Origin of the sequence: Tsuneonella mangrovi, from assembly GCF_002269345.1 — a bacterium.
Taxonomy (GTDB): Bacteria; Pseudomonadota; Alphaproteobacteria; order Sphingomonadales; family Sphingomonadaceae; genus Tsuneonella; species Tsuneonella mangrovi.
Genome location: NZ_CP022889.1, coordinates 2,181,535 through 2,205,000, shown reverse-complemented (window position 1 = coordinate 2,205,000; position 23,466 = coordinate 2,181,535). Strand labels below are relative to the sequence as shown.

The following is a 23,466-nucleotide window of genomic DNA, read 5'->3' as shown; positions in this document are numbered from 1 at the left end:
ACCCTGCCGCAGATCGGAGTAACCTGGCGGTCCTTGATCGAGGCATGGACGCCTGCGATTCTCGCGACCGCGGCCATGGCCGCCGCCGTTCTGGCGGTCCGTGCGCACCTGCCCGCGATGCCTGCACCCGCCGCGCTCGCCCTGCTCGCAGCAACCGGCGCGATCGCTTACCTTGCTACGCTGCTGGTAATCGCACGCCCGCTGCTGGGCGAGATCACCGAGTTCGTGATGCAGCGGAAAATCGCCGCCGCCTGATGCTGCGCGGCATCCGTCGGCGTTCGATGAACACGTTACCGGTCCCGACCGGTGTCCTAGAGCGACCGGGCAATCTGTGGTATTCTCCATCCTGGAAAAGGAGAGGACCATGGCCCATCCGCTAGCGTTCGCAGCAGGGCTGTTGCTTGCCGCAGCAACTTCGGGTGCTGCCACCACGGAACGAATCGATCCAGGCCCACTGGTGCAACCCACCGAGCCCGGCGAGCAGGTAATGGTGTCGGCCGAGCGCGATCCCTATATGCGCATGACGGTGCCGGTGACGATCGAGGGCCAGGGCCCATTCCAGTTCATGGTAGACACCGGGGCGCAGGCGACCGTCGTAACGCCCGAATTGCGCGACCAGCTCAAATTGCCGTCGCTCGGGACAGCGATCGTCGTCGGGATGGCCAGCACCAAGCAGGTCGAGCTGGTGCGCCTCGATGGGCTGAAATTCGCCGACCATGTGTTCGATGCCCTTCACGTACCCCTCCTCGAGGAACAGCATATCGGTGCCGACGGCATCCTTGGCCTCGACAGCCTGCAGGATTTGCGAGTGCTGATCGACTTCCGGAAGGACACGATCGAAGTCGCGAATGCCAAACAGCTTGGCGGAAACATTGGCTACGAGATCATCGTCCGCGCGCGCCGCAAGCTCGGTCGTCTGGTGATAACCGATGCGTTGGTCGATGGAGTCCGAACGTCGATAATCATCGACACCGGATCGCAATCGACGATCGCCAATAAAGCGCTGCAACGGCGCCTGCATTCCCGCAAGCAGAGGGAAATCGCCGCAAGCGATGTGATGGGCGCGAAGATCTGGGGAGACCAGGGCACGGTCGGCAAGATCACCGTCGGCGAGATGTCGCTCACTAACGTGCCGATCATGTTCGTGGATGCCCCGACATTCGCAGCACTCGGCCTGGCCAATCGCCCTGCACTCGTGCTCGGAATGGAAAACCTGCGCCTGTTCGACCGGGTGGCGATCGACTTCGCCGAACGCAAGGTGCTGTTCGACATGCCGCGCGGGACCGAGGTCATGTCGCACCTTTGATCGCTCGCGCCCATTGTGGTGCCCGTTGCGTAATCTCCCGATCGCCTCCAAATGGAGGTGATGCCACCAGAAAACAGCTCCTCCGCAACCGCCGATTACGACGGTTGGGCCACGCTGAAGCGGTTCATCCCGTATTTGTGGCCGCGCGAAAAGCCCGAGCTGCGCTGGCGCATTATTGCGGCCGTAGTGCTGATCCTTGCCACCACCGGCACTCAGCTGGGCCTGCCGTTCCTGCTCAAGTGGGCGGTCGACGCAATGAACGTGACAGGGCCCCGGGTCATGCAATTGGCGATGCTGACCGTGCTCGCTTATGCCGCCGGGCGTTTCGGCTCGGTCGCGTTCAACAACCTGCGCAACATCGTGTTCGAGCGAGTCGGACAGGACGCAACCCGCGCGCTGGCCGAAAACGTGTTCGAGCGGCTGCACCTGCTCTCGCTGCGCTTCCACCTCTCGCGCCGCACCGGCGAAGTCACCAAGACGATCGAGCGCGGCACCAAGAGCATCGACACGATGCTCTACTTCATGCTGTTCAACATCGCCCCCACGGTGCTGCAGCTCGCGGTGATCGCGGTGATCTTCTATTTCGAATTCGGCTGGGGGCTGGTCGGCGCGACTGCCTTGTCGATCGTCGCCTATATCTGGCTGACCCGCACGATAACCGAATGGCGCAACAAGCTGCGGGCGGAAATGAACCGGCTCGACGGGCACGCGCTGGCGCGTGCCGTCGATTCGCTGCTCAATTACGAGACCGTGAAATACTTTGGTGCCGAGCAGCGCGAGCAGTGCCGCTATGCCGAAGCGACGAGCGCTTACGCAAACGCTGCCGTCAAAAGCGAGAACAGCCTCGGCCTGCTCAATATCGCGCAAGCGCTGGTCACCAACCTCCTCATGGCCGGCGCGATGGCGCTGACCGTCTACGGCTGGTGGCAGGGCAAATACAGCGCGGGGCAACTGGTGTTCGTGCAGGCGCAGCTGACCCAGCTGTTCCGCCCGCTCGACATGCTCGGAATGGTCTATCGCACGATCCGCCAGGGGCTGATCGACATGGCGGCGATGTTCGCGCTGATCGATACCGACGTGGAAGTGAAGGACGCGCCGGGCGCACCGGCGCTTGTCGTGCGGCGCCCCAGCCTGGCGTTCGAGGACGTGTGGTTCGGCTATGACGAGGACCGCACGATCCTCCATGGCCTCAGCTTCGAAGTCGAAGCGGGCATGCGCGTCGCGCTGGTCGGCCCGTCAGGCGCGGGCAAGAGCACCATCGCACGCCTGCTGTTCCGCTTTTACGACCCGTGGCGCGGCCGCATCCTGATCGACGGGCAGGACATCGCGCAAGTGACGCAGCAATCGCTGCGCGCGGCGATCGGGATCGTCCCGCAGGACAGCGTGCTGTTCAACGATACCATCGGCTACAACATCGCCTACGGCCGCGACGACGCGAACATGCGCGATGTCGAGGCGGCAGCAAAGGGAGCGGCGATCGCGGACTTCATCAACCGCCTGCCACAGGGTTACGATACCGAAGTCGGTGAGCGCGGGCTCAAGCTTTCGGGCGGCGAGAAACAGCGGGTCGCGATTGCCCGCACGCTGGTAAAGGACCCGCCGATCCTGCTGCTCGACGAAGCGACCAGCGCCCTCGACACGCGCACCGAGCAGGAAATTCTCAAGACGCTGCGCACCGTCGCTGAGCGCCGCACCACGCTGTCGATCGCGCACCGCCTGTCGACTATCGCCGATGCCGACACGATCCTGGTGCTCGACCAAGGTCGGTTGGCCGAACAGGGCCATCACGCGGAATTGCTTGGACGCGGGGGACTTTACGCCGAAATGTGGACGCGCCAGCAGGCCGAAAGCGACGAACAGGCCGAAGCGGCGGAATGATCCGCAAACGGCCCGATTGCGTCAGTACTTGTAGCCGATCGACAACCCGAGCGTGCGCGGCTTGATCGGGTAGGCCCGCGCATAGGCGCCGCACAGGCTCGGTACGCAGACCGTGTTGAGGCTGAGCACGCCGCGCTCGTCGAACGCGTTGGTCAGGAACAGCGACCACTTCCAGGTGCCGTAGTTCATCCCCAGCGAGAAGTCCGCCGACGTAAAGCCCTGCGTGTTGGGCAGGACTTCGCCGCCACTGTACGGATCCACCGTGAGATAGGACCGCGTTCCGGACTGGTGGTTGAGGGTGCCCTGGACAAACGCATTCGCAGAGCCGACCGGGAAATCGTAGCGCGCAGTCAGGTTGCCCTTGAAGTCCGGCTGGGTCGGCAGCTTGGTACCGGCCGGCGTCGCGATGTAATTGGGATCGGTGCAGTTCGGCAGGCCGTTGGTGTCGATCTGGCAGAAAGGAGTTGTCAGGTATGCGTCGATATACGTCGCGCTGCCCGAAAGGCTGAACCCGGACATGCGCAGGCTGAAGTCGCCTTCCAGGCCCTTGATGCGCGCGTTACCCGCATTGTAGGTGCTGATGACGCCGTTCGAACCGAATGCGGCCAGGCCAAACTGGATGTCGTGCCATTCTTCCTGGAACGCGGTCAGGTTGATCGTGAGGTGCCGGTCGAGCCACTGGGTCTTCACGCCGATTTCGTAGTTGCTGAGTGTGTCCGGCCTGTAAGGCGGCACACCGGCGCGGCGATTGATGCCCCCCGGGCGATAGCCGGTAGAATAGGTGCCGTAGAGCATCGCGTCGGGTGTCATCTTCCAGGTCAGGCTGACCTTGTGCGTCTCGCCCGAATCCTTGGTCGTGAAGTCGAACAGCGTACACGGCACCGGGTCGCTCGCCGCAGTCGGCGTACAGCTCGCACTCGATACCGTTCCGGCAAATCCGGAGAAGCCGCCGAGCGAGTTCTTGGTCTTGAAATAACGGATGCCGGCGTCGAGCGTCAGGTTGTCGAGGATGTCGTACGACCCGTCAGCAAACGCGGCGTAGTCGCGGTCCACGCGATAGACACGGGTGCAGAAGATATCGTCGCCGCACTTGGGCACCGGCGGCCCGAGCAGGCTGTCGGTGAATCCAGGCACGATATAGTCCGCATGGATCTTGTCGGTCTGGCGCTCGTAGAACAGCCCGGCGATCAGGTGCCAGCGGTTCTCCGATGGAGAGGAAATGCGCACTTCCTGCGACAGCTTGGAATACTTGTCGATCCCGCGATAGACTTGCGTGGGATCGACGTTGTTGCCGTTGCCATCGTAGTAACTCGCATACGACGGCCCGTAGTTATCGACGTAGGACACCGTGTAGTACGAATAATCCTGCGTCAGATCGGTCTGGCGTTCGAAATAGCCGCCGGCATAGGTCAGGTCCCAGCTGCCGATCTTGCCCTTGATGGTCAGCGCGGCCTGGTACCATTCGTCGGTGCCGTAATCCGGCGTGAAATCGTGCACCTGCAGGTCACCGACCTTGGGATCGAACAGGAACGTCCCGTGCGAGGTCTGGTTCTGGTAGATGATGCTCGGCGTCACCGTCCAGTTGTCGTCGAGGTCGATGCCGAGCGCGGCGCGGCCGCCCCAGGTCTCGACGTCGTTGAAGTTCTTCTTGACGTACTTGGCGTTGGTGTAGGTCAAAGTGACCGGATTGCCGTTGATATCATACGCATCGTAGCTGCGGGTGCCGAGCGTGTTGCTGATGTAGCCGCCATCGCGCTCGTAGAACATGCTGGTGCGCAGCGCGATCCGCTCGCTCAGCGGGACGTTGATCATTCCTTCGATCGTCCCGCCCGACGAATTGGCGCCCTTCGCGAGGGTCGTGCCGGTCGCGTCGAAGCTGGCTTCGAAGCGGTTGGGGTTCGGCTGGTTGGTAATGACGCGCAAGGTGCCCGACAGCGAGCTCGCGCCGTAGAGGGTGCCTTGCGGCCCGGACAGCGCCTCGACCCGCGCAACGTCGTAAACGTGCATGTCGGGCGCGCCGCCGATCGTCGTCAGCGGCACTTCGTCGACATACATGGCGCTGGTCGGCTGCGGCCCGCTGTGGCTGCCGTTGGCATTCGCACCACTCGAAACACCGCGGAAATAGATCTGCGACTGGCCGGGTCCGTACGACTGGTAGCTGACGCTGGGCAGCAGGGCCGCGTAGTCCGAAAAATCGGCGACCTGGTGATCCTTGAGGCTGGTGCCGGTCAGTGCCTGGATGCTGATCGGCACGTCCTGCAAGCTCTGGCTGCGCTTCTGGGCGGTGACGATGATCTCGTTGGCGTCGACGTTGTCGGTCGCGGCAGGGGTCTTTGCCGGCGTCGTCGATTGCGCCAGTGCAGGTGTCGCGAGGACCGAAGTCGAAGCGAGCAGGATGAAGGCAGTCGATCTACCAAAGGAACTACGCACGCCGACCTCCATTTATGACCACTATCCGACCTCCACTGCAAAGTGAGACAGGCCAGCGTCAAGTTACAGGTGCAAGGAAATTACGAATGCGTCCGCTTCGTGATAATAATGCAACGATTATGGCGCGGTGCGCCATCCTTCCAGTGCCGGACCCAACGCGGCGACCAGCGGATCGAGATAGGGTTCGAACTGCTCGAACGCAGTCGTCGCGCCGCGGTAGATCGGCTGGCGCACCTGCTCCGAACTGGCGGTGCGGACGGCGCGCTCGGTGCGATGGAACTCGAGGCAGGCTTCCTCGAACGGCAGGCCGCAATAGTCGAGCAGGCGGCGCACTTCCCCTTCGGTGTCCTCCACCATGTCTTCGTAGATCACCCGGTGGACCCGTCCCGGCAACACCGCATCGATGTGTGCCATCAGTCGCACATAGTTGCGGTAATAGGTGCCAAGGTCGGACAGGTCATAGGAAAAGCTCTGCCCGCGCGCGAAGTGCTGCTTGAAATTGGAGAAACAGCATCCCAGCGGGTGGCGCCGCGCGTCGATGATCTTCGCATTGGGCAATGCCAGGTGGATCAGCGCTGTGTGCATCCAGTTGTTCGGCAGCTTGTCGATGAACAACGGCTTCGCGGTGCGCCGGTAGATGCGGGTCCGCTTGAGATAACTCTCGCCGGTCTCGCGAAGTTGCTGTGCCGACAGGTCGCCCAGCCTGTCGGGATACTCGTCGAGTTGGCGCGCCAGCTCGGGAATGTCCTGCAGTTCGCTGGTGCCTTCGACCTGCGAATGGCTCGACAGGATCTGCTCGATCAGGGTCGATCCCGCGCGCGGCATCCCGAGGATAAAGATCGGGTCGGGCGCATCGCATCCATCGCCTTCGTGTGCGGCAAACAGGCCGGGCGTGGCTTGCGCGATCATTCGGTCGATCCGCGCGGTGTTCTCGCTCACATCGTAGTGCAGCAACTCACGCCGCAGGCCGTTGCCCGCGAGGTAGTGGGCGAACGCCGCATCGGCTTCGCCGCGATCCTCGCGCGCCTTGCCGAGCGCGAAATCGAAGTGGAAGCGATCCTCTTGCGACAGGTCGTCGCGCGCCAGCATCGCTTCCATCGCGGCGAGGTCGGCATCGTCGAAGCTGTAGGTCTTGAGGTTGGCGAGGCTCCACCAGACCTCGCCCAGTTCGGGCCGCAAATCGATCGCGCGGCGATAGGCGGCGATGCTGTCGTCGAGCCTCCCGACCGTCTTGAGCATGTGGCCATAGCTCATCCACACCTTGGGATGGGCCGGGCGTTCGTCCAGCACGCGTTGGTAGAGCGCCAGCGCCTCGTCGAATTCGCCCACCCCGCCCAGCGCGGCGGCGCGCAGGTTGGCATAGGCCATCTCGTCGGGCTCTTCGCGGCGCACCTGGTCGAGCTCTTCCATCGCCTCGACCGGGCGGCCAGTGCGATAGAGCACCAGCGCGAGGTTCGAGCGCGCGGCCGTAAAGTCGGGCGCAAGCTCGAGCGCGCGGCGCAGCAGCGTTTCGGCATCGCGCATCCGCCCAATCCGTCCAGCCAGTTCAGCCAGCATCCGGATCGCGAACACGTCGAACGGGTCCTGCTTGAGGTATTCGCGCAGCAGCGGCTCGGCGCGTGCGAGATCGTTGGCATTGAGCGCCGCCGCCGCCGCCATCAGGCGCGGATCGTATCCAGCTGGTGCAGCGGCGGGTGAACCGGTCATCGACCCAGCCTTACGGTCAGGCGCGCCACGCCTCAAGCCACGCCTTGGCAATTTGGAACGCTGACGGTGGGGATCCTACGCCTGCCCCTGCAGTTCCCGCAGGATCGCGAGCGCTTCCTGGGCCCTTTCGACAGGCACAAATGCGTGGTCGTGGTGCAGCGCAGCGACCATGTTGCAGGCGATCTGCGCTTCGGCCAGCGCGCCCGAAACCGCGGCCGTCAGCCCGTATCCCTCAAGGTCGGAATGCACCATCAGCGTTATCCGCGCCATCACCGGGTCGCCTTCGCTGCCCATGTGCGCAGGCACGATCGCGGAAACGCCTTCGTCCTCGCGGAACGTGGCAAGTGCGGAGCCGAGCAGTTCGGGCGCGCGATCGGGGGTGACCGAAACGAAGCACCAGCGCTGATCGTCGAGCCGGGGATCCATGCTAGTGATCATCGCTGCCGTATCGCGGACCGTCCCGGCCATCAGAGGATATACTTGCTGAGGTCGGTGTCGCCCGCGAGGCTCGCAAGCCGCTCGCGCACGTAGGCAGCATCGATCGTCACCGTTTCGCCCTTGTGGTCCTCGGCCTCGAAGCTGAGCTCTTCGAGCAGCTTCTCCATCACCGTCTGCAAGCGGCGGGCACCGATATTCTCGACGCTTTCGTTCACTTGCGCGGCAATCCGGGCGATCTCCGCGATGGCATCATCGCCGAGTTCGAGCGTAACATCCTCGGTGCCGAGTAGCGCCTTGTATTGCGCCACCAGGTTCGCGCGGGTCTCGCTGAGGATTCGCACGAAGTCCTCTTCGGTAAGCGCGCGCAGTTCGACCCGGATCGGCAGGCGGCCCTGCAGTTCGGGCAGCATGTCGCTCGGCTTGGCGACATGGAACGCACCGCTGGCGATGAACAGCACATGGTCGGTCTTCATCGGCCCGTACTTGGTCGAGACGGTGGTGCCTTCGATCAGCGGCAGCAGGTCGCGCTGCACCCCTTCGCGGCTGACCGACCCGCCGCGCACATCGCTGACGGCAATCTTGTCGACCTCGTCAAGGAACACGATGCCGTTGGATTCGGCGTTCTCGAGCGCGACCCGGGCGACATCGTCCTGGTCCATGCGCTTTTCGGCCTCTTCGTCGACCAGCTTGTCCCATGCATCGGGAACCTTGAGCTTGCGGCGCTTGGTCGGGGTCTTGCCCATCGCCTTGCCGAACATGTCGGACAGGTTGATCATCCCGACATTGCCGCCCATCCCGCCAAGATCGAACGGCATCTGCGGTGCTTCCTCGACCTCCACCTCGACTTCGACATCGTTCATCGCGTTGTCGACTATCCGCTGGCGGAAACTCTCGCGGGTCGCTTCGCTGGCGCTGTCACCCACGAGCGCGTTGAGCAGCCGGTCCATCGCCGCCTTGCTCGCCGCCTCGCGCACCGCTTCGCGGCGGCGGTCCTTCTCCAGCCGGATCGCTTCCTCGACCAGGTCGCGGGCAATCTGCTCGACGTCGCGGCCGACATAGCCGACTTCGGTGAACTTGGTCGCTTCGACCTTCACGAACGGCGCTTCGGCAAGCTTCGCCAAGCGGCGGCTGATCTCGGTCTTGCCGCAGCCGGTCGGCCCGATCATCAGGATATTCTTGGGTGTCACTTCGTCGCGCAGCTCGGGCGACAGCCGCTGGCGCCGCCAGCGGTTGCGCAAGGCAACGGCCACCGCGCGCTTGGCATCCGTCTGGCCGATGATGTGCGCGTCGAGCGCCTCGACGATGGCTTTGGGGGTCAGGTTATCCATTGTGTTCAGACCGTTTCCAGCGTGACCTGGTCGTTGGTGAAGACGCATACTTCCGCAGCAACCGCCATTGCGCGGCGAGCGATCTTTTCGGGATCGTCCTCATAGTCGGACAAAGCACGAGCCGCCGAGAGCGCGAAATTGCCGCCCGAACCGATTGCGGCGATCCCGCCTTCGGGTTCGAGCACGTCGCCATTGCCGGTCAACACCAGCAGCACTTCGGTATCGGCAACGATCATCAGCGCTTCGAGGTTGCGCAAGTACTTGTCGGTCCGCCAATCCTTGGCGAGCTCGACCGCGGCACGCATCAGCTGGCCGGAATATTGCTCGAGCTTCTTTTCGAGCCGCTCGAACAGGGTGAAGGCATCTGCGGTCGCCCCGGCGAAACCGGCGATAACCTTGCCGTCTTTGCCGATCCGCCGGACCTTTTTCGCGTTGGGCTTCATCACCGTGTTGCCCATCGAGACCTGCCCGTCGCCCGCGACGACGGTCTTGCCGCCGCGTTTGACGCCGATGATGGTGGTGCCGTGCCACGGGGTCAGCCCGTGCGAATCGTTTCTTTCGCTCATGCTGCGCGATATGGGCGCGGCATCGCTGGCTTCAAGCCAAACTAGCTGCCGTTCGGCCCCTGGCCACCCCCACCGCCAGCGCCACCCCCGGCACCTGCGCCCGTACCGACCTGGCCGATGTTGCCGAACAGGTCCTCGAGGAACCCGCGGTTACGGCCCAGCGTCGGCGTCGCGTCACCATCGGGGTGGAGATAGACCACCTTGTCGATCCCGGTCCGATCAACCGAAGCGACGTTCCCCGCCGAATCGAACTTCACCGCCAAAACCGACTCTTCGGTTATCTTGGGCCGGACGAAAGGCTTGCGGGCGGTCAGGCTCGACACATAGTACCACGTCGGCTGGCCCCACTCGCTCTTGAAGCTCGGGTCGCCCAGCGTCTGCTGGACCGATTCCTGATTGTCGATGCCCGGCGCGATCGAATTGGTCAGTGTCTGGTCGACGATATAGCCCCGGTGGTTCTTGATCGACGCGCAGCCCGCAAGGCCCAGCGCCGCCGCCATCGCCACGCCCGCCGCGATCGTCCGTACTGCCGTCATCGAAATCCCTCTTGTCGCTTCGCCCGCCACATCACCGCGCGCGAACTGGTTTGAGTGTGCCTTAGGGCGATGCACCCGCGCTGGCAATCACGCGCGGTGCACAAGCACGGTTGAATTGCCGCTGAATGTCGCCGAAATGGCTCGCGATGAGCATCCTGTCCCGCCTGTTCGCCCGCCAGCCCGATCCGCGCGAGGCGCTGCGCCCGCTGTGGAACGCGATCGTCGCCGAAGCGCGCCGCCCCTCCTGGTACACCAGTGGCGGAGCGGAGGACACCGTCTCGGGCCGGTTCGACATGGTCTCCGCGATCTATTCGCTGGTGCTGATCCACATGGAAAAAGACAGTGAACTGGTGCCCGACACCGCGCTGCTGACCGAATTGTTCGTTCACGACATGGACGGGCAACTGCGCGAATTCGGGATCAACGACGTGGTCGTCGGCAAACGGATCGGCAAGCTCATGGGCGCGACCGGTGGGCGGATGGCAGCCTACAAGGCGGGGCTTGCAGGTGACAACGCCACGCTGGCAGATGCCGTGCGCCGCAACGTTACTTTGCGCGAAGGGGCAGATCCGGCGGTTATCGCCAACGGGCTGCGCGCATTTTCCGAACGGCTGGAAAGAACCTCCGCCAATTTGCTCTGCTCAGGCGAGATCGCGGCATGAACGACGCTACCGCGCCGGAATTCAGCCGACCGGTCAAGGTCCGCCCGCATCCGCCGGAGGAAATGGCGGTCACGGCCGATGCCGGGGAGCGATCGGCGTTGGCCAAACGATTCGGGGTGGCGGCTATCGATTCGCTCGAGGCGACTGCCCGTTTCGCCCCCGATGGCGCAGCGGTGGACGTAATCGGCACGATCACCGCCGATCTTGTCCAGACCTGCGCGGTGGCGGGCGACAATTTCCCGGTCCGCATCGAAGAGCCTTTCACTGTGCGGTTCGTCCCGCCAACGGCCAGCGCAGCCCAGCCCGACGAGGAAGTCGAACTCGACGAAGACGACCTCGACGAGATCGAATTCAACGGCGAGACAATCGATTTGGGCGAAGCGGTCGCACAAAGTCTCTCGCTCGCGATCGATCCCTATGCCGAAGGGCCGAATGCCGATGCGGCGCGCGCCGAAGCCGGGATCGAGGCCGACGACGAGCCGCGCGACGGCCCGCTGGCGGACTTGCTCAAGGGATTGAAGCGGGACTGACCCCGCGCAAGATCAGAACGGGATATCGTCTTCGAGGTCGTCGTAGTTCGAGCCGCCGCCCGAACCGCCACTTGACGATCCGCCACCCTGGTTCCAGCCGCCACCGCCGCCACCCGAGCCTCCGCTCGAACCGCCACGGTTCCAGTCGCCGCCGCCACCGCCGCCGCGCTGGCCGCCGCCACCCGGCGCACCGTCGAGCATCGTCAGCGTGCCATTGAAGCCGCGCAGAACGATCTCGGTCGAATAGCGATCGTTGCCCGACTGGTCTTGCCACTTGCGGGTCTGCAGCTGGCCCTCAACATAGACCTTGCTGCCCTTCCGCAGGTAGTTCTCGCAAACGTTGACGAGCCCTTCGGAGAAGATCGCCACGGTGTGCCATTCGGTGCGTTCCTGGCGCTGGCCGTCGCGATCCTTCCACGTCTCGCTGGTCGCGATCCGCAGGTTGCAGACTTTGCCGCCGTTCTGGAAGCTGCGGATCTCCGGATCCGCGCCGAGGTTGCCGATCAGCATTACCTTGTTGAGTGAGCCGGCCATCGTCGCATCCCTTCGTTCGCTAAAGTCCGAGCGCCATCGCGCTCCAATAAGTGATTCCCGCGAACAGGTAGGCTCCCGCCGGCCTGCTCGGCAACAGCGTAAATAGGGTTTTGCCCGATAGCCGGCTAGAGGCCCGCCGCTGTCGCCAGCCAGAAGGTCAGGCCGGCAAAAACATAAGCAAGCGCGAAGAGGTATGCCAACATGAACAAGGGCCATTTCCACCCATTCGTCTCGCGCCGGACGACAGCAATGGTCGAAAGGCACTGCGGGGCGAACACGAACCACGCAAGAAACGCGAGCGCGGTCGGCAGGCTCCACTTGGCAGCAAGCTGCGTCGCCAGTCCCGCCTCCATGTGGGCATCGTCGGGCGCATCGACTGCGTAAGTCGTCGCGAGCGAGCTGACCGCCACTTCGCGCGCCGCCATCGCCGGGATCAGTGCCAGCGCGATTTCGCGATTGAAGCCGATCGGCTTCACCACCACTGCCAGCCCGTTCGACAGGTGCCCGGCGATCGAAGCATCGACCTGGCTCTCGCCCGGCGCGGCCCTGGGGAAGCTGAGCAGCAGCCACAGCACAACGGTGACCGAGAAGATGATCGTGCCCGCGCGGCGCAGGAACACCCACGCCCGCTGCCACAATCCGATCGCCAGGTCCTTGAGGTGCGGCATCTGGTAGCGCGGCAGTTCCATGATGAAACCGCTCGCGGTGCCCTTGGTCACCGACCGGCGCAGCACCAGTGCCACCGCCATCGCACCGATGATCCCGGAAACGTAGAGCGCAAACAGCACCAGCCCCTGCAATCCGATCCCGGCGCCTACGGTGCGATGCGGAATGAACGCGGCAATGATCACCGCATAGACCGGCAGCCGCGCCGAACAGGTCATCATCGGCGCGATCAGGATCGTGGTCAGGCGATCCTTGGGATCGGCGATCGAACGGGTCGCCATGATCCCGGGGATCGCGCAGGCAAAGCTGGAAAGCAGCGGGATGAAGCTGCGGCCCGAAAGCCCCACGCCTTGCATCAGCCGGTCCATCAGGAACGCTGCACGCGCCATGTAGCCGCTTGCTTCCATCGACAGGATGAACGCAAACAGGATCACGATCTGCGGCAGGAACACGATCACCGAGCCGACGCCGGCCAGCACCCCTTGCGTGACAAGGTCGCGCAGGAACCCGGCAGGGAAATTCGCTACGACCCAGCCCGACAGCAGGTTCACCCCCGCGTCGAGCGCGTCGGCGAACGGGGTCGCCCACGCGAACACCGCCTGGAACATCACGAACAGGAATGCGAACAGGATCACCGGGCCCAGCCACGGATGGAGCAGCACCTTATCGAGCCCTGCGTGGAGCCGGTGCTGCGTGGTTTCCGACAGGATCGCGGCTTGGGCGATGTTGTGCGCGGCAAGGCGCCGTTCTGGCAACGTCAGGTGAGGCTGCGCGTGCGGCGCACCATCGGTTACATGCGCTTCGGCGTCGGCAATCGCCACGAGCAATTCAGCGATACCGCGACGCCGCACCGCCACCGTCGGCACCACCGGCACGCCGAGCGCGGACGACAAGGCCTCCGGATCGAGCACCAGCCCGTCGCGCTTGGCGAGGTCGACCATGTTGAGCGCGACGACCGTCGGCCTGCCCAGCGCGATCACTTCCTGCGCGAACACGAGGTGCTGCTCGAGGTTGGCTGCGTCGAGCACCACCACCAGCACTTGAGGCATTGCTTCGGCTTCGAATTCGCCGTGGACGACTTTGCGGGTCACTTCTTCGTCCGGGCTGGTCGGCTCGAACGAATAGGCGCCGGGCAAGTCGATTAGCTCGACCGGCTCGCCGCTCGGCAGCACGATCCGCCCGGCCTTCCGTTCAACGGTCACGCCCGGGTAATTGGCGATCTTCTGGCGCGCACCGGTCAGCGCATTGAACAGCGCACTCTTGCCCGAATTGGGGTTGCCGACGAGAGCGGCTGTGCGCGGAGCGGTCATGCCGGTTCGACCTCCATCGCTGCGGCGTGAACGCGGCGCACCGCGATGGTCATGCGCCCGACGGTGACCGCCAGCGGATCGTGCCCGCCGAAAACCCCGCGATGGGCGAGCGCGACTCGCGCGCCTTCGTCGATCCCCAATGCCCGCAGCCGCGTGCCTTCTTCAGGCGCGAGCCTGCCCCAGTCGACCGATACGATCCGGGCTTTTTCGCCAAGCTGGAGGTCTTCGAGAGTCACGCGCGGGCTGCTGCCAGATCGAGAAGCTAGTTGCAACTGATTATCAATAGAAGAACGTCGAATTGCGGCTCATCGTGCAATTGCTACTTCGCCGGATAGCGCAGGCGCCCGAGAAACCGCGCCGGACTGAACCGCTCGTCGTCGCCCTTGAGCAGCCGCGCCTTGGCCTTCTCGAAGCGCATCACGCCTTCGATTCGCCGGTCGAGGAAAGCGCGCGTATCCGCCTTGCCTTCGCTTTCGTCGTTGACGAACACCGCCAGAGTCGCAGCGTAAATCGACCCGAGGATCGCGCGCTTGGTATAGTGGTTGTAGTCGGTCGCGGTATCGCCCGCCATGCGCCACATCCGGTCCGCACTGTTCCAGCCCAGCCGGGTAGCCCGCAGCGCGCTTTGCGGCATCGCCATGATCGCCATTGCACGCCGGAGCGATTCTTCCTTGCCGGCAATCGCATCCAGCCGTGCGAGGACGAGCGCAGCGATTTTCTCGCGGACCTTCATCTTGCCGAGCTTCTCGGGCGGAAGCGCGGCCTCCATCGAAGCATCGATCGTCGCGATCCATGCAGCGATCATGTCCATCGCGCCGCCCGGGAACGCCAGCCGCGCCACGTCGCGATCGACCTTGCAGGCATCGGCCGCAGTTTCGATCGCAGCTTCGCTCCAGCCGTCGAACGCTGCCGCATCGGCAACCGCGGGGGCCAGCAGCAATGCCAGCTCGTCGAGCGTGAAGTCGTCGGCAGGCGAATTGTCGGTCATTGCCCCGGACCGTAAGTATTCGAAGCAGCCCCGCCGCGCGCCGCCTCGGCGGTTTCGATCACGTCCTCGATTCCGGCAGACGCCCCCATCAGCTTGGCATAGTCGCGCGCCGAGCGGCCCGAGTTATCGGTTCGGTCGGCGTCCGCCCCGTATTGAAGCAGCACCCTGATCATCGGAACATCGCGCTGGTGCACGGCAGTGATTAGCGGAGTCTCGCCGGTATCGTTGTTGACGTTGACCTGCGCCCCGGCTTTCGCCAGCCGCTCGACGCCGTCGACCCAGCCCAGGTTCACCGCCCGGGTCAAAGGCGTTGCACCGGCGTAGTTCGCAAGGTTGGGATCGGCGCCGCGATCGAGCAGGAAGCGCAACCACAGGCCATCTTTCCGCTCGACGACGATGAACAGCGCGCTGTCGCCGGTCATCTGGTCGCGCGCATTGATCACGGTGCTTCCCGGATCCTGAATCAGCGCCGTCGCCTTGTTTCCATCGCGGTCCTTCACCGCCTTGAGGAACAGATAACCATCGCTGAACCGCTGGGCGGCGGCGGGATTGGCTCCCAGCATCATTGCCGCGGCAAGCATCAGTCCCAGGTAGCGCAGAATGGCGCGTGGCATCGGTTCCTGTCTCCGTTAGCAAACCGGTCGTCGAAATCGGCACGAATGCCCTTGCTCGGGGCGGGTTAGCAGACCATGAACCGTCGCACCATGCCGCGTAAAATCATAATGTCGCTCGCCCTCGCCGCTACCCTCTCATTGGCCGGATGCCATTCCGCTCCGCAGACACCGCTCGCCGACGCACCGTTGGCCGGCGCGGCAATCGGCGGGCCGTTCACGCTTACCGACCAGCACGGCAAGAGCAGGACATGGGCGAGTTTCCACGGCAAGTTCGTCGCGATCTATTTCGGATACACTTTCTGCCCCGATGTCTGCCCTGTCGACGTGTCGCGCACTGCACAGGGCATCGCCGAATTCAAGAAGCAGCACCCCGACCTTGGCGAGAAGGTCCAGCAGGTATTCGTCACGGTCGACCCTGCCCGCGATACGCCGGAAAAAATTGGCCAGTTCACCGCCGCGTTTAGCCCCGACATCGTTGGGCTGACCGGATCGGCGGAGGCAATCGCCAGGACCGCCAAGGAATTCAAGGTCTACTACCAGAAGGGCAAGGACGAAGGCGACGGCGCCTACCTCGTCAACCATTCGCGGATCACTTACCTGTTCGGGCCGGATGGGAAGCCGATTGCGACCTTGCCGACGGACAAGGGCCCCGATGCCGTCGCCGCCGAGTTGGCCAAGTGGGTGCGTTGAGGGAGCGCTTCTGGGAACTGCCGCTGGCTGAGCTCAGCCGCGAGGAGTGGGAAGCGTTGTGCGACGGCTGCGGCCGGTGCTGCCTGCACAAGCTCGAGGACGAAGCGACCGGCGCGATCGAGCACACCAACGTGTGCTGCAAGCTGCTCGATATCGAGACCGCGCGGTGCAGCGATTATCGCAATCGCCGCACGTTCGTGCCCGATTGCCTGCGCTTGACCCCGAAACTGGTCAACGCGATCGGCTGGCTGCCCGTGTCGTGCGCCTATCGCCGCCGCGCCGAAGGACGGCCGCTGGCCGGATGGCACTACTTGCTGAGCGGCGACCGGAATGCAGTCCACACGCGTGGGCCGGGCGTTGCAGGACGCGTAGTGAGCGAGGTCGAAGCCGGTCCGCTCGAACACCACGTGGTGGACTGGCTCGACGGCGAACCCGATACCGAAGCAGAGGCTGCGCGATGATCGACTGGCTCCGCGCCGCGCCCAGCGATGCCGAAGTCACGATCGGTGGTCGTACCCTGCCGATCGAAATTACCCGCAACCGCCGGGCCCGCCGCCTGACCATGCGGCTCGCGCCTGACGGCAACGCCGTGCGGCTGACATTGCCCGGTTGGTGCCGGACTGCGGAGGCGCTCGCGTTCGTCCATGCCCGCACCGAATGGCTGAACCAGCAGCTCGCCAAGGTGCCCGAGCGCTGCCCGCCCGAACCGGGTGGTACGCTCAGCTATCGCGGCAATCCGCTGGCGATCGACTGGCGCGCCGATGCCCCGCGCAAGGCCCGGCACGACGGCCAAACGCTGACCATCGGCGGCCCGCTCGAGAACCTCGCATCGCGGCTCCAGCGCTGGCTCGAAGGAGAAGCGCTGCGGCTGCTCGAAGATGACCTGGCGTTCTATGCGGAGCGCGCCGGGATCGAGACCCCGAAGCTGGCGCTGAGCCGCGCACGACGGCGCTGGGGCAGCTGTTCGACCGGCGGCACCGTGCGGATCAACTGGCGACTGGTGCAGGCACCCGACCATGTGCGCCGCTCGGTCGTCGCGCACGAAGTCGCGCATTGCCTGCATTTCGACCACAGCCCGGCGTTCCATGCCGCGCTCGCGGAGATCTTCGATAGCGACATCGCCGCCGCCGACGGGTGGATCAAGGCGCACGGGCGCACGCTCTACGCCACGTTCGGCTAGCGCTCGGCGCGCCGAGGCCCTATCTTGCCGCCCATGCGGGTACTCAAACACCTCAATCCCGGCCCCGGCATCGCCGATTTCTGGACCGAGTTCTCACGGCCCAACCCCTATCGCTGGCCAATGCTTGCAGGGGCGGCGCTGACAACGGCATCGTTGTTCTACCTGCTAAGCGGTAACGCGCAGCGGCCGAATCTTCTCGCAACGCTGATCCTGCTGGGGTTTGCCTCGGTTGCGGTGGCGCTGTTCATTTTCGCGCGCATCCGCATCAAGCTCGGCGTGCTGCTGCTCGCCATGGCAATCAGCGCTACGATGATCTGGCAGTTCGCCAAGTTCCATGTCGTCGGCACCAATCCCAAGCCTGAAGTGATCTGGATCTCGACTTTCGCGCCCGGCCGCACCGATGCCGAGATCGAAGCATCGAACATCGCCGCGCAAAAGCGGCAGGACAAGATCGACGCGATGGAAGCCGCGCAAACACAGCGCCGCAAGGATCTTTACGCCGCGCTCGGCCGCGCCACCGGGGTCGATGTCGACGCGATGCAGAAGAAGATCGACGCCGAACAGGCCAAGGTCGATGCGGAGAAGGCAAAGCAGCGCGAACAACTGCTCAAGGAAATGGGCATGCCATCGCAACAGCCCGCACCCGATGCCGCCAACTGACCGCGCATGGCTGGCCGCTGCCGCGCGGCTGGCTGCGCGCGGTCGCCCACTCAGCCGCCCCAACCCGGCGGTCGGCTGCGTTATCGTGCAGCGCGGCGCGGTGGTCGGGCGCGGCTGGACCCAGGCCGGAGGCCGCCCCCACGCCGAAGCGATGGCACTCGCCGCAGCCGGAGACGCAGCGCGCGGAAGCACTGTCTACGTCACCCTCGAACCGTGCGCTCACCGGAGCGAGCGCGGCCCGGCTTGCGCCGACCTGCTGGCCGAGGCGCAGCCGGCGCGTATCGTGGTCGGCGTAGCCGATCCCGACCCGCGCACAGCCGGCGAAGGAATTGACCGCCTGCGGAGCGCAGGGATTGACGCCGAAACCGTCGCGTCTCCCGAGGCTGAAGCGAGCCTCGCGGGATACCTCATGCGTGCGCGACACGGTCGCCCGCACGTCACGCTCAAGCTGGCGATGTCGCTCGACGGGTGCATCGCTCTGGCCGACGGAACTTCGCAGTGGATCACCGGGGAAGCCGCCCGCGCGCACGTCCATTCGCGCCGCGCGCTGGCCGATGCGATCCTCGTCGGCGGCGGAACCTGGCGCGGCGATTCGCCCCGGCTCGACGTCCGCCTGCCCGGTATCGAGGACCGCAGCCCCGAGCGCTGGGTACTTACGCGCGGGGCAGCGCCCGAAGGCGCGCAGGCGATTGCCAGCCCAGCGGCCATCGGGGACATGTCGGGCGTGCAATATCTCTACGTCGAGGGCGGCGCGCAAACCGCTGCTGCGTTCCTGTCTGCCGACCTGGTCGACCGGATCGAACTCTACCGCGCGCCGATCGTGATCGGCGACGGACTGCGTGCAATCGGCAGCCTCGGCCCCGCTAGCCTCGATGCCGCGCACGGCCGCTGGCAACGTCGCGAAACCTGCCAGCTTGGCAGCGACACGTTCACCGCCTATCGCCGCACGCGAAGCAGCTGAGGGAGCCGCCATGTTCACCGGGATCGTCACCGCCATCGGCACTGTCGAAAGCGTCGAGCAACGCGGCGACCTGCGGCTGCGCATTTCGTGCCCGTGGGATCCGGCGAAGATCGCCATCGGCGCATCGATCGCCTGTTCGGGCGTCTGCCTGACGGTGGTCGAGCGCGGCGGCGAACCGGGCAAGGCATGGTTCGCGGTCGACGTTTCGGCGGAAACCATCGCCTGCACCGCAAGCGACAAGTGGCGCGTAGGCGAGCGGCTCAATCTCGAACCGGCACTAAAGGTCGGCGACGAACTTGGCGGCCACATAGTGACCGGCCATGTCGATGCGGTCGGCACCATCGCGCATTGGGAGCCGGAAGGCGATTCGATGCGGGTGATGATCATCGCGCCGCGAGAGCTCGCCCCGTTCATCGCGCCCAAGGGATCGATCACGGTCAGCGGGGTCTCGCTGACAGTCAATTCGGTGGAAGACCATGCCAACGGCTCGGTGCATTTCGGGCTGAACATCATCCCGCACACCGCCGAGGTGACGACGCTGGGCGAACTGGCGCAGGGACAGGAAGTCAACCTCGAGATCGATACCGTTGCGCGTTACCTTCAGCGGCTGGAGAGCCTGCGGGGTTAGCCTTGCAGCCGTTGAACCAGCTATCGTCATTCTCGGGCCCGGTCTGGCGACTGATCTCCGTTCACTACGCCGCGACTCCCGAAATACCCGTGACATCGCCCGAGGGCCGGTTCCACCATGATGGCGAGTTCGCGATCTACGCTTCGCTGAGTGCGGAAGGCGCAGGCGTGGCGATCAGGCGATACCTCGGCGACGGCGTTTCGAGGGTGCTCGTGCCGATGCGGCTCGAAGCGGACAGGGTCGCCGATATTCGCGGCACGCCCGAAGCCTCGATCGTCTGGCAGGACATTCGCGAGAGCGGATTGCCTTCGCCGACCTGGGTGTTTTCCGACGCGGCCCGTCAGGCAGGTGCGCAAGCGATGCTCTACTCCTCGCGTTCGCGCCCGGAGCTGTCGCACGTGGTGGCGTTCGAGCCTGGACTGCTCAGCAAAACAGGCGCTGGCGAGCCGTTCGTCGCGCTATAGGAACGGCGCGCGCGGGCTACTTCAGCGCGTCGAGCCAGTTGATGATCCGGCTTTCGAGATCGATCCGGTGATCCGACCAGCTATGGTCGGTGGCCGCATGGCTCACCGTCACTTGCGTCCCGCCGGCCTTGCGAATCGCCGCAACGAGCGCATCGGCGCTGGCCGCCAGCCCGTCGTCGGCGGTCAGCACCAGCAGCGGCGCCCGCGTCAGGCCGTCCACCTTGTTCATCAGGTCGTAGTCGTCGCTATGCGCCTTGAGTTCGTCGGACATGCTCTGGGCGGTTGCCCCGGACAGGGTCTCCGCATTGCCCGCCGAAACGGCATAGAGTTCGCGATAAGGCAGCTTTCCCGCCAGCCCCATGTTGGCCGCCGAAATCAGCACTGCGCCAGCGAGCTGCGTGTCTTCGCTGGCGACCTCGGCGGTCACCCAACCGCCCATGCTGTGACCCATCAGGACCATCTTCGAGGTGTCGATGCCGAGCTTTGCCGCATTCTCCGGATCGCGTAGATAGGCGAGCACGGCCTTGGCATCTTCCGGGTTCTGCGCGAAAGAAAACGTCCCCGGGCTACCCCAGCTGCCGCGATAGTTGAACGTCACCACGTTCCACCCGTCGCGCCGCATCGCTTGGGCCAGATCGAGGTTTTTCTCGTTCCCCGGCCATCCGTGGCACAGCACCACCGTGGGGTGGGTTCCCGCGCCCACCGCGAGGTAGGCAAGGCCGTAGATCGTCTCGACCCCGCTCGGGATATGCAGCACCTCCAGCCGTGCCGGATGCGCTGCATCGTGCGGAGGGTCGGTGTAGATCGCGGCGGGAATGCCCTCGGGTGGCTGCGCCTGAGCGACGGCGGATGCGCTGCAGATCGCGATGAGTGCGATGCCCGTGCGGATGGCATGTTTCATGGTTTGCCCCTCTCCTGCTGATTGCACGCCACTTTCGCACGGTGCACGGCGCTCGGGCAACAGCGATTGGCAAGGCACGCCTCTCCGGCGCGAAAACGCAGGCCCGATCCGGCGGGCCCATCGTCTTTCCTACAGCGACGAATTCTGTCTTACAGTGGGCGATGCCGAACCCGACCGCGCGATCTTCGGAACCGGACTATTCGATCTGTGGCTTTCGCAATTTCCGAAAGCCACATCGATCCGGTGCAGAATGGCCTGCTCACCCTCGGCAAGCGCAGCGAAAGTCACACCAATCAAAGTGGTGGAGAGCGTTCCACCCGGCGATGGACGTAGGCGGCCGATCAGGCGGAGACGTCGGCCACGGCCGCGATGAACTTGTCAATATTGCCCATCGTCAGCCCTGCCACATTGATCCGGCCGGAACCGGCCATGTAGATCCCGTGATCCTCGCGCAGCTTGCCGATCTGCTCCTTGCTCAGCGGCAGGATCGAGAACAGCCCGTTTTGGATGCCGAGCGGCGTGAGATCGACCGAGCCGGCACTGCCCGCTTCTGCCAGCCGTTGGCGGACCTGGCGCATCCGCTGGCGCATCGTGTCGAGCTCGTCCTGCCATTGCGCGGTCAGTTTCGGGTCGGAGAGCACCAGCCGTGCTGCTGCGCCGCCGTGGTCGGGCGGCATCGACCAGTTGGCACGCGCGAGCGCGTTGGCGTTCGACATTATCGCGGGGAGCTGGCTGCCTTCGCTGGCAACCACGAAGAACGCGCCGACGCGGTCGCGGTAGAGCCCGAAGTTCTTGTCGCAGCTATAGGCCACAAGCGCCTCGGGTACGGCAGCCAACACTGCACGCAGGCCGTAGACGTCTTCCTCCATCCCGTGGCCGAGGCCGTGGTAGGCAAGGTCGACTATCGGCAGCGCCCTGCTGGAAGCCAGCGCCGCCGCGATCGCGTCCCACTGCTGGGGCGTGTAGTCGATCCCGGTCGGGTTGTGGCAGCACCCGTGAAGCAGGATCGCGTCGCCATCCTGCGCGCCCGCGATCGCAGCAAGCGCGGCATCGAGGTTGGCCGTGCCGTCATCGTTGGCGTGGTCGAACGCGGCCATCGCAAGCGGCAGGTCCGCAAGGATCTGCGCGTGGTTCGGCCAGCTCGGCGTGCCCATGTGGACCTGCTCGACGCCCGCCGCCTTGGCCAGCGCAACCGCCAGCCGCACTGCGCCGGTTCCACCGGGGGTCTGCATGCCCTGTACGCGGCCACCCAGCGAAGGGTCCGCAGCGCCGAAGATGTAGGGCATCAGCGCTTCAACGAAACCCATGTCGCCTTCGGGACCGAGATACGATTTCGAATCCTGTTCTTCGACGAGCTTGCGTTCCGCCGCCTTGATCGCGCCGAATACCGGCGTGTCGCCCTGCCCCGTGCGATAGACGCCGACGCCGAGGTCGATCTTGTCGGGCCGCGGGTCGGCAGCGTGGAGCTTGATCAACGCGAGCAACGCGTCGGGCGATTGGGCTTGGAGGCGGTCTAGCATGACGTTCGCCCCCATACTCCTTGCAAAGCTGGTCGCAACCGCAAACCCGCGCGGTTGGTGCCTCAGGCGTGCACTTTTTCTTGGGCCGAACCTAGAACGGCAACCAGCGCTGCTTGTGCGAGAACTTCATGTAGCCCGCATTGACCCCCAGCCGCAGCCCCGCGCCCATACGGATCGGGATGATCACGACATCGCCGCGCCGCATGTACGACGCGGTCAGCCCGCCGACGACATAGGCCTGCCCTTCGGCCGCCGGGAAGCGCTTGTAGAGATCCGCCGTGTCGTAGAGGTTGTAGACCAGCACGAAAGTACTGCCCGCGTTCGCCCCCGCATCGAACCCGATCGACGGGCCGGTCCAGTAGACCGGCATCTTGCCCTCGATCTTGTGATAAAGCGTGCCCGAACCATAACGCAGCCCGATACCGAGCGCCGCGCCCGCTTCGCGGCCGACGATATAGGCGTTGGGCTCGCCCTGTTTGGCGAGGATGTTCTTGATCATCTTCGCCAAACCTTCGGCGCCCTTGCCGAACACGCCCTGCGCGGCACCGATCAGGTCGTCCTCCTTGTAGGTGTCGCCTTGCGCGGCAGCGGCAGCGGGCTTGTCGACCGCCTGGCTTGCCGCGGTCGAGGGATTGCTGGACGTGACCGCCGGGTTGGCCCACTCCGGGGCGACCTGGCTATTGTCGCTCGGTGTGTCGGTCGGTGCCGCAGTCGCCGCCTGCGCCTGCGTGGCAGCTGGCGTGGGGGTCGAAGTGGGGCTCGCGTAAGGAGCCGGTTCGCCCGGCTTCTCGAGATCGGAATCGACCGTCGTGTTGGGATCGACCGACTGGATCGCTTGCGCCAGCACCGGCGTGGCGATCATTGTCGCGGCGGCGGCAAAGGCGACCAGTGCGCGATTGAGTGCGTTCAAAGTCCGGGTCATGGCGCCCCTTTCGTCCCTCGCGAATACGTCCGGTGCGCAAGAGAGTC

At 64.9% G+C, this 23,466-nt stretch carries 26 protein-coding genes (1 of these 26 only partly in view); 12 read left to right on the top strand and 14 right to left on the bottom strand.

The genetic code is table 11. From position 1 onward, the window contains the following. From CJO11_RS10770 to CJO11_RS10760, 3 genes are all read left to right on the top strand, one after another. Positions 1 to 255 carry the 3' portion of a lipopolysaccharide biosynthesis protein gene (locus CJO11_RS10770; protein ID WP_240504470.1) on the top strand. 1,245 nt of this gene lie to the left of the window's left edge, so the window shows 255 of its 1,500 coding nt (coding positions 1,246–1,500); the start codon falls outside the window, past its left edge; the stop codon is at positions 253 to 255. A gap of 109 nt (positions 256 to 364) precedes the next feature. Then, positions 365 to 1,306, top strand: a complete 942-nt coding sequence (locus CJO11_RS10765) for a retroviral-like aspartic protease family protein (protein ID WP_095012712.1) — start codon at positions 365 to 367, stop codon at positions 1,304 to 1,306. Positions 1,307 to 1,366: 60 nt separating this feature from the next. Further along, positions 1,367 to 3,184, top strand: a complete 1,818-nt coding sequence (locus CJO11_RS10760) for an ABCB family ABC transporter ATP-binding protein/permease (protein ID WP_095013364.1) — start codon at positions 1,367 to 1,369, stop codon at positions 3,182 to 3,184. Between the two features lie 21 nt (positions 3,185 to 3,205). Here the strand turns inward: CJO11_RS10760 and CJO11_RS10755 are convergent, their stop codons facing one another. The 6 genes from CJO11_RS10755 to CJO11_RS10730 all read right to left on the bottom strand — a co-directional run bounded on the left by CJO11_RS10755 (position 3,206) and on the right by CJO11_RS10730 (position 10,189). Next, a complete protein-coding gene (locus CJO11_RS10755) occupies positions 3,206 to 5,614 on the bottom strand; it encodes a TonB-dependent receptor (protein WP_338064639.1) in 2,409 nt (802 codons plus the stop codon). Positions 5,615 to 5,731: 117 nt separating this feature from the next. Further along, the gene (locus tag CJO11_RS10750; RefSeq protein ID WP_240504469.1) at positions 5,732 to 7,321 is read right to left on the bottom strand and encodes a tetratricopeptide repeat-containing sulfotransferase family protein; all 1,590 of its coding nucleotides are present in this window, start codon (positions 7,319 to 7,321) and stop codon (positions 5,732 to 5,734) included. 75 nt (positions 7,322 to 7,396) lie between these two features. Beyond that, complete coding sequence (locus CJO11_RS10745) at positions 7,397 to 7,789, bottom strand: ACT domain-containing protein (protein WP_095012710.1); 393 nt, start codon at positions 7,787 to 7,789, stop codon at positions 7,397 to 7,399. Then, positions 7,789 to 9,087, bottom strand: a complete 1,299-nt coding sequence (gene hslU / locus CJO11_RS10740) for an ATP-dependent protease ATPase subunit HslU (protein WP_095012709.1) — start codon at positions 9,085 to 9,087, stop codon at positions 7,789 to 7,791. Before hslU ends, CJO11_RS10745 begins: the two co-directional genes overlap by 1 nt. A 5-nt stretch (positions 9,088 to 9,092) precedes the next feature. Continuing rightward, positions 9,093 to 9,653 (bottom strand): ATP-dependent protease subunit HslV, encoded by a 561-nt coding sequence (gene hslV, locus CJO11_RS10735; RefSeq protein ID WP_095012708.1) that lies wholly within the window; start codon positions 9,651 to 9,653, stop codon positions 9,093 to 9,095. A 41-nt stretch (positions 9,654 to 9,694) separates the two neighbouring features. Beyond that, positions 9,695 to 10,189 (bottom strand): outer membrane protein assembly factor BamE, encoded by a 495-nt coding sequence (locus CJO11_RS10730; protein ID WP_095012707.1) that lies wholly within the window; start codon positions 10,187 to 10,189, stop codon positions 9,695 to 9,697. Positions 10,190 to 10,335: 146 nt separating this feature from the next. Between CJO11_RS10730 and CJO11_RS10725 the strand changes: the two genes are divergently transcribed. After that, complete coding sequence (locus CJO11_RS10725; RefSeq protein WP_095013362.1) at positions 10,336 to 10,851, top strand: ubiquinol-cytochrome C chaperone family protein; 516 nt, start codon at positions 10,336 to 10,338, stop codon at positions 10,849 to 10,851. Next, the gene (locus tag CJO11_RS10720) at positions 10,848 to 11,381 is read left to right on the top strand and encodes a YceD family protein (RefSeq protein ID WP_095012706.1); all 534 of its coding nucleotides are present in this window, start codon (positions 10,848 to 10,850) and stop codon (positions 11,379 to 11,381) included. Before CJO11_RS10725 ends, CJO11_RS10720 begins: the two co-directional genes overlap by 4 nt. A 12-nt stretch (positions 11,382 to 11,393) precedes the next feature. Here CJO11_RS10720 and ssb read toward each other — a convergent pair whose 3' ends face one another. The 5 genes from ssb to CJO11_RS10695 form a co-directional block, all read right to left on the bottom strand. Beyond that, entirely contained in the window at positions 11,394 to 11,915 is a 522-nt protein-coding gene (ssb, locus tag CJO11_RS10715; RefSeq protein WP_095012705.1) for a single-stranded DNA-binding protein, read from the bottom strand. 125 nt (positions 11,916 to 12,040) lie between these two features. Continuing rightward, positions 12,041 to 13,891: a ferrous iron transporter B gene (feoB, locus tag CJO11_RS10710; RefSeq protein WP_095012704.1), complete on the bottom strand. Its 1,851-nt coding sequence runs from the start codon at positions 13,889 to 13,891 to the stop codon at positions 12,041 to 12,043. Next, positions 13,888 to 14,127, bottom strand: a complete 240-nt coding sequence (locus CJO11_RS10705; RefSeq protein ID WP_095012703.1) for a FeoA family protein — start codon at positions 14,125 to 14,127, stop codon at positions 13,888 to 13,890. The genes feoB and CJO11_RS10705 overlap by 4 nt, the downstream gene beginning before the upstream one ends. Positions 14,128 to 14,210: 83 nt before the next feature. Continuing rightward, entirely contained in the window at positions 14,211 to 14,879 is a 669-nt protein-coding gene (locus CJO11_RS10700) for a COQ9 family protein (protein ID WP_095012702.1), read from the bottom strand. Continuing rightward, complete coding sequence (locus CJO11_RS10695; RefSeq protein ID WP_095012701.1) at positions 14,876 to 15,493, bottom strand: ankyrin repeat domain-containing protein; 618 nt, start codon at positions 15,491 to 15,493, stop codon at positions 14,876 to 14,878. Before CJO11_RS10695 ends, CJO11_RS10700 begins: the two co-directional genes overlap by 4 nt. A gap of 90 nt (positions 15,494 to 15,583) precedes the next feature. Here CJO11_RS10695 and CJO11_RS10690 point away from each other — a divergent pair, with 90 nt between their 5' ends. From CJO11_RS10690 to CJO11_RS10660, 7 genes are read left to right on the top strand one after another with little or no spacing between them, the layout of a single operon-like run. Continuing rightward, a complete protein-coding gene (locus CJO11_RS10690; RefSeq protein WP_240504468.1) occupies positions 15,584 to 16,183 on the top strand; it encodes an SCO family protein in 600 nt (199 codons plus the stop codon). Further along, entirely contained in the window at positions 16,171 to 16,644 is a 474-nt protein-coding gene (locus CJO11_RS10685) for a YcgN family cysteine cluster protein (protein ID WP_095012699.1), read from the top strand. The genes CJO11_RS10690 and CJO11_RS10685 overlap by 13 nt, the downstream gene beginning before the upstream one ends. Further along, complete coding sequence (locus CJO11_RS10680) at positions 16,641 to 17,363, top strand: M48 family metallopeptidase (RefSeq protein WP_095012698.1); 723 nt, start codon at positions 16,641 to 16,643, stop codon at positions 17,361 to 17,363. Before CJO11_RS10685 ends, CJO11_RS10680 begins: the two co-directional genes overlap by 4 nt. Positions 17,364 to 17,396: 33 nt before the next feature. After that, positions 17,397 to 18,023, top strand: a complete 627-nt coding sequence (locus tag CJO11_RS10675) for a hypothetical protein (protein WP_095012697.1) — start codon at positions 17,397 to 17,399, stop codon at positions 18,021 to 18,023. Further along, positions 18,010 to 18,984, top strand: a complete 975-nt coding sequence (gene ribD, locus CJO11_RS10670) for a bifunctional diaminohydroxyphosphoribosylaminopyrimidine deaminase/5-amino-6-(5-phosphoribosylamino)uracil reductase RibD (RefSeq protein WP_095012696.1) — start codon at positions 18,010 to 18,012, stop codon at positions 18,982 to 18,984. The genes CJO11_RS10675 and ribD overlap by 14 nt, the downstream gene beginning before the upstream one ends. A gap of 10 nt (positions 18,985 to 18,994) precedes the next feature. Further along, positions 18,995 to 19,612, top strand: coding sequence for a riboflavin synthase (locus tag CJO11_RS10665; protein WP_095012695.1), 618 nt, complete (start codon positions 18,995 to 18,997; stop codon positions 19,610 to 19,612). Between the two features lie 2 nt (positions 19,613 to 19,614). After that, the gene (locus tag CJO11_RS10660; protein ID WP_205651065.1) at positions 19,615 to 20,076 is read left to right on the top strand and encodes an RES family NAD+ phosphorylase; all 462 of its coding nucleotides are present in this window, start codon (positions 19,615 to 19,617) and stop codon (positions 20,074 to 20,076) included. A 16-nt stretch (positions 20,077 to 20,092) separates the two neighbouring features. Here the strand turns inward: CJO11_RS10660 and CJO11_RS10655 are convergent, their stop codons facing one another. From CJO11_RS10655 to CJO11_RS10645, 3 genes are all read right to left on the bottom strand, one after another. Continuing rightward, on the bottom strand, positions 20,093 to 20,977 hold the full coding sequence (locus CJO11_RS10655; RefSeq protein WP_095012693.1) for an alpha/beta hydrolase family protein: 885 nt from the start codon (positions 20,975 to 20,977) through the stop codon (positions 20,093 to 20,095). A gap of 341 nt (positions 20,978 to 21,318) precedes the next feature. Next, complete coding sequence (locus CJO11_RS10650) at positions 21,319 to 22,497, bottom strand: amino acid aminotransferase (protein WP_095013361.1); 1,179 nt, start codon at positions 22,495 to 22,497, stop codon at positions 21,319 to 21,321. A 91-nt stretch (positions 22,498 to 22,588) separates the two neighbouring features. Further along, the gene (locus CJO11_RS10645) at positions 22,589 to 23,419 is read right to left on the bottom strand and encodes a DUF1134 domain-containing protein (RefSeq protein WP_095013360.1); all 831 of its coding nucleotides are present in this window, start codon (positions 23,417 to 23,419) and stop codon (positions 22,589 to 22,591) included. Positions 23,420 to 23,466 lie beyond the last annotated feature (47 nt).

Coding starts and splice junctions, on each gene's coding strand:
- CJO11_RS10765 (WP_095012712.1), top strand. CDS start 365: ATGGCCCATCCGCTAGCGTTCGCAGCAGGGCTGTTGCTTGCCGCAGCA.
- CJO11_RS10760 (WP_095013364.1), top strand. CDS start 1,367: ATGCCACCAGAAAACAGCTCCTCCGCAACCGCCGATTACGACGGTTGG.
- CJO11_RS10750 (WP_240504469.1), bottom strand. CDS start 7,321: ATGACCGGTTCACCCGCCGCTGCACCAGCTGGATACGATCCGCGCCTG.
- CJO11_RS10745 (WP_095012710.1), bottom strand. CDS start 7,789: ATGGCCGGGACGGTCCGCGATACGGCAGCGATGATCACTAGCATGGAT.
- hslU (WP_095012709.1), bottom strand. CDS start 9,087: ATGGATAACCTGACCCCCAAAGCCATCGTCGAGGCGCTCGACGCGCAC.
- hslV (WP_095012708.1), bottom strand. CDS start 9,653: ATGAGCGAAAGAAACGATTCGCACGGGCTGACCCCGTGGCACGGCACC.
- CJO11_RS10730 (WP_095012707.1), bottom strand. CDS start 10,189: ATGACGGCAGTACGGACGATCGCGGCGGGCGTGGCGATGGCGGCGGCG.
- CJO11_RS10725 (WP_095013362.1), top strand. CDS start 10,336: ATGAGCATCCTGTCCCGCCTGTTCGCCCGCCAGCCCGATCCGCGCGAG.
- CJO11_RS10720 (WP_095012706.1), top strand. CDS start 10,848: ATGAACGACGCTACCGCGCCGGAATTCAGCCGACCGGTCAAGGTCCGC.
- ssb (WP_095012705.1), bottom strand. CDS start 11,915: ATGGCCGGCTCACTCAACAAGGTAATGCTGATCGGCAACCTCGGCGCG.
- feoB (WP_095012704.1), bottom strand. CDS start 13,891: ATGACCGCTCCGCGCACAGCCGCTCTCGTCGGCAACCCCAATTCGGGC.
- CJO11_RS10700 (WP_095012702.1), bottom strand. CDS start 14,879: ATGACCGACAATTCGCCTGCCGACGACTTCACGCTCGACGAGCTGGCA.
- CJO11_RS10695 (WP_095012701.1), bottom strand. CDS start 15,493: ATGCCACGCGCCATTCTGCGCTACCTGGGACTGATGCTTGCCGCGGCA.
- CJO11_RS10690 (WP_240504468.1), top strand. CDS start 15,584: ATGCCGCGTAAAATCATAATGTCGCTCGCCCTCGCCGCTACCCTCTCA.
- CJO11_RS10680 (WP_095012698.1), top strand. CDS start 16,641: ATGATCGACTGGCTCCGCGCCGCGCCCAGCGATGCCGAAGTCACGATC.
- CJO11_RS10675 (WP_095012697.1), top strand. CDS start 17,397: ATGCGGGTACTCAAACACCTCAATCCCGGCCCCGGCATCGCCGATTTC.
- ribD (WP_095012696.1), top strand. CDS start 18,010: ATGCCGCCAACTGACCGCGCATGGCTGGCCGCTGCCGCGCGGCTGGCT.
- CJO11_RS10665 (WP_095012695.1), top strand. CDS start 18,995: ATGTTCACCGGGATCGTCACCGCCATCGGCACTGTCGAAAGCGTCGAG.
- CJO11_RS10655 (WP_095012693.1), bottom strand. CDS start 20,977: ATGAAACATGCCATCCGCACGGGCATCGCACTCATCGCGATCTGCAGC.
- CJO11_RS10650 (WP_095013361.1), bottom strand. CDS start 22,497: ATGCTAGACCGCCTCCAAGCCCAATCGCCCGACGCGTTGCTCGCGTTG.
- CJO11_RS10645 (WP_095013360.1), bottom strand. CDS start 23,419: ATGACCCGGACTTTGAACGCACTCAATCGCGCACTGGTCGCCTTTGCC.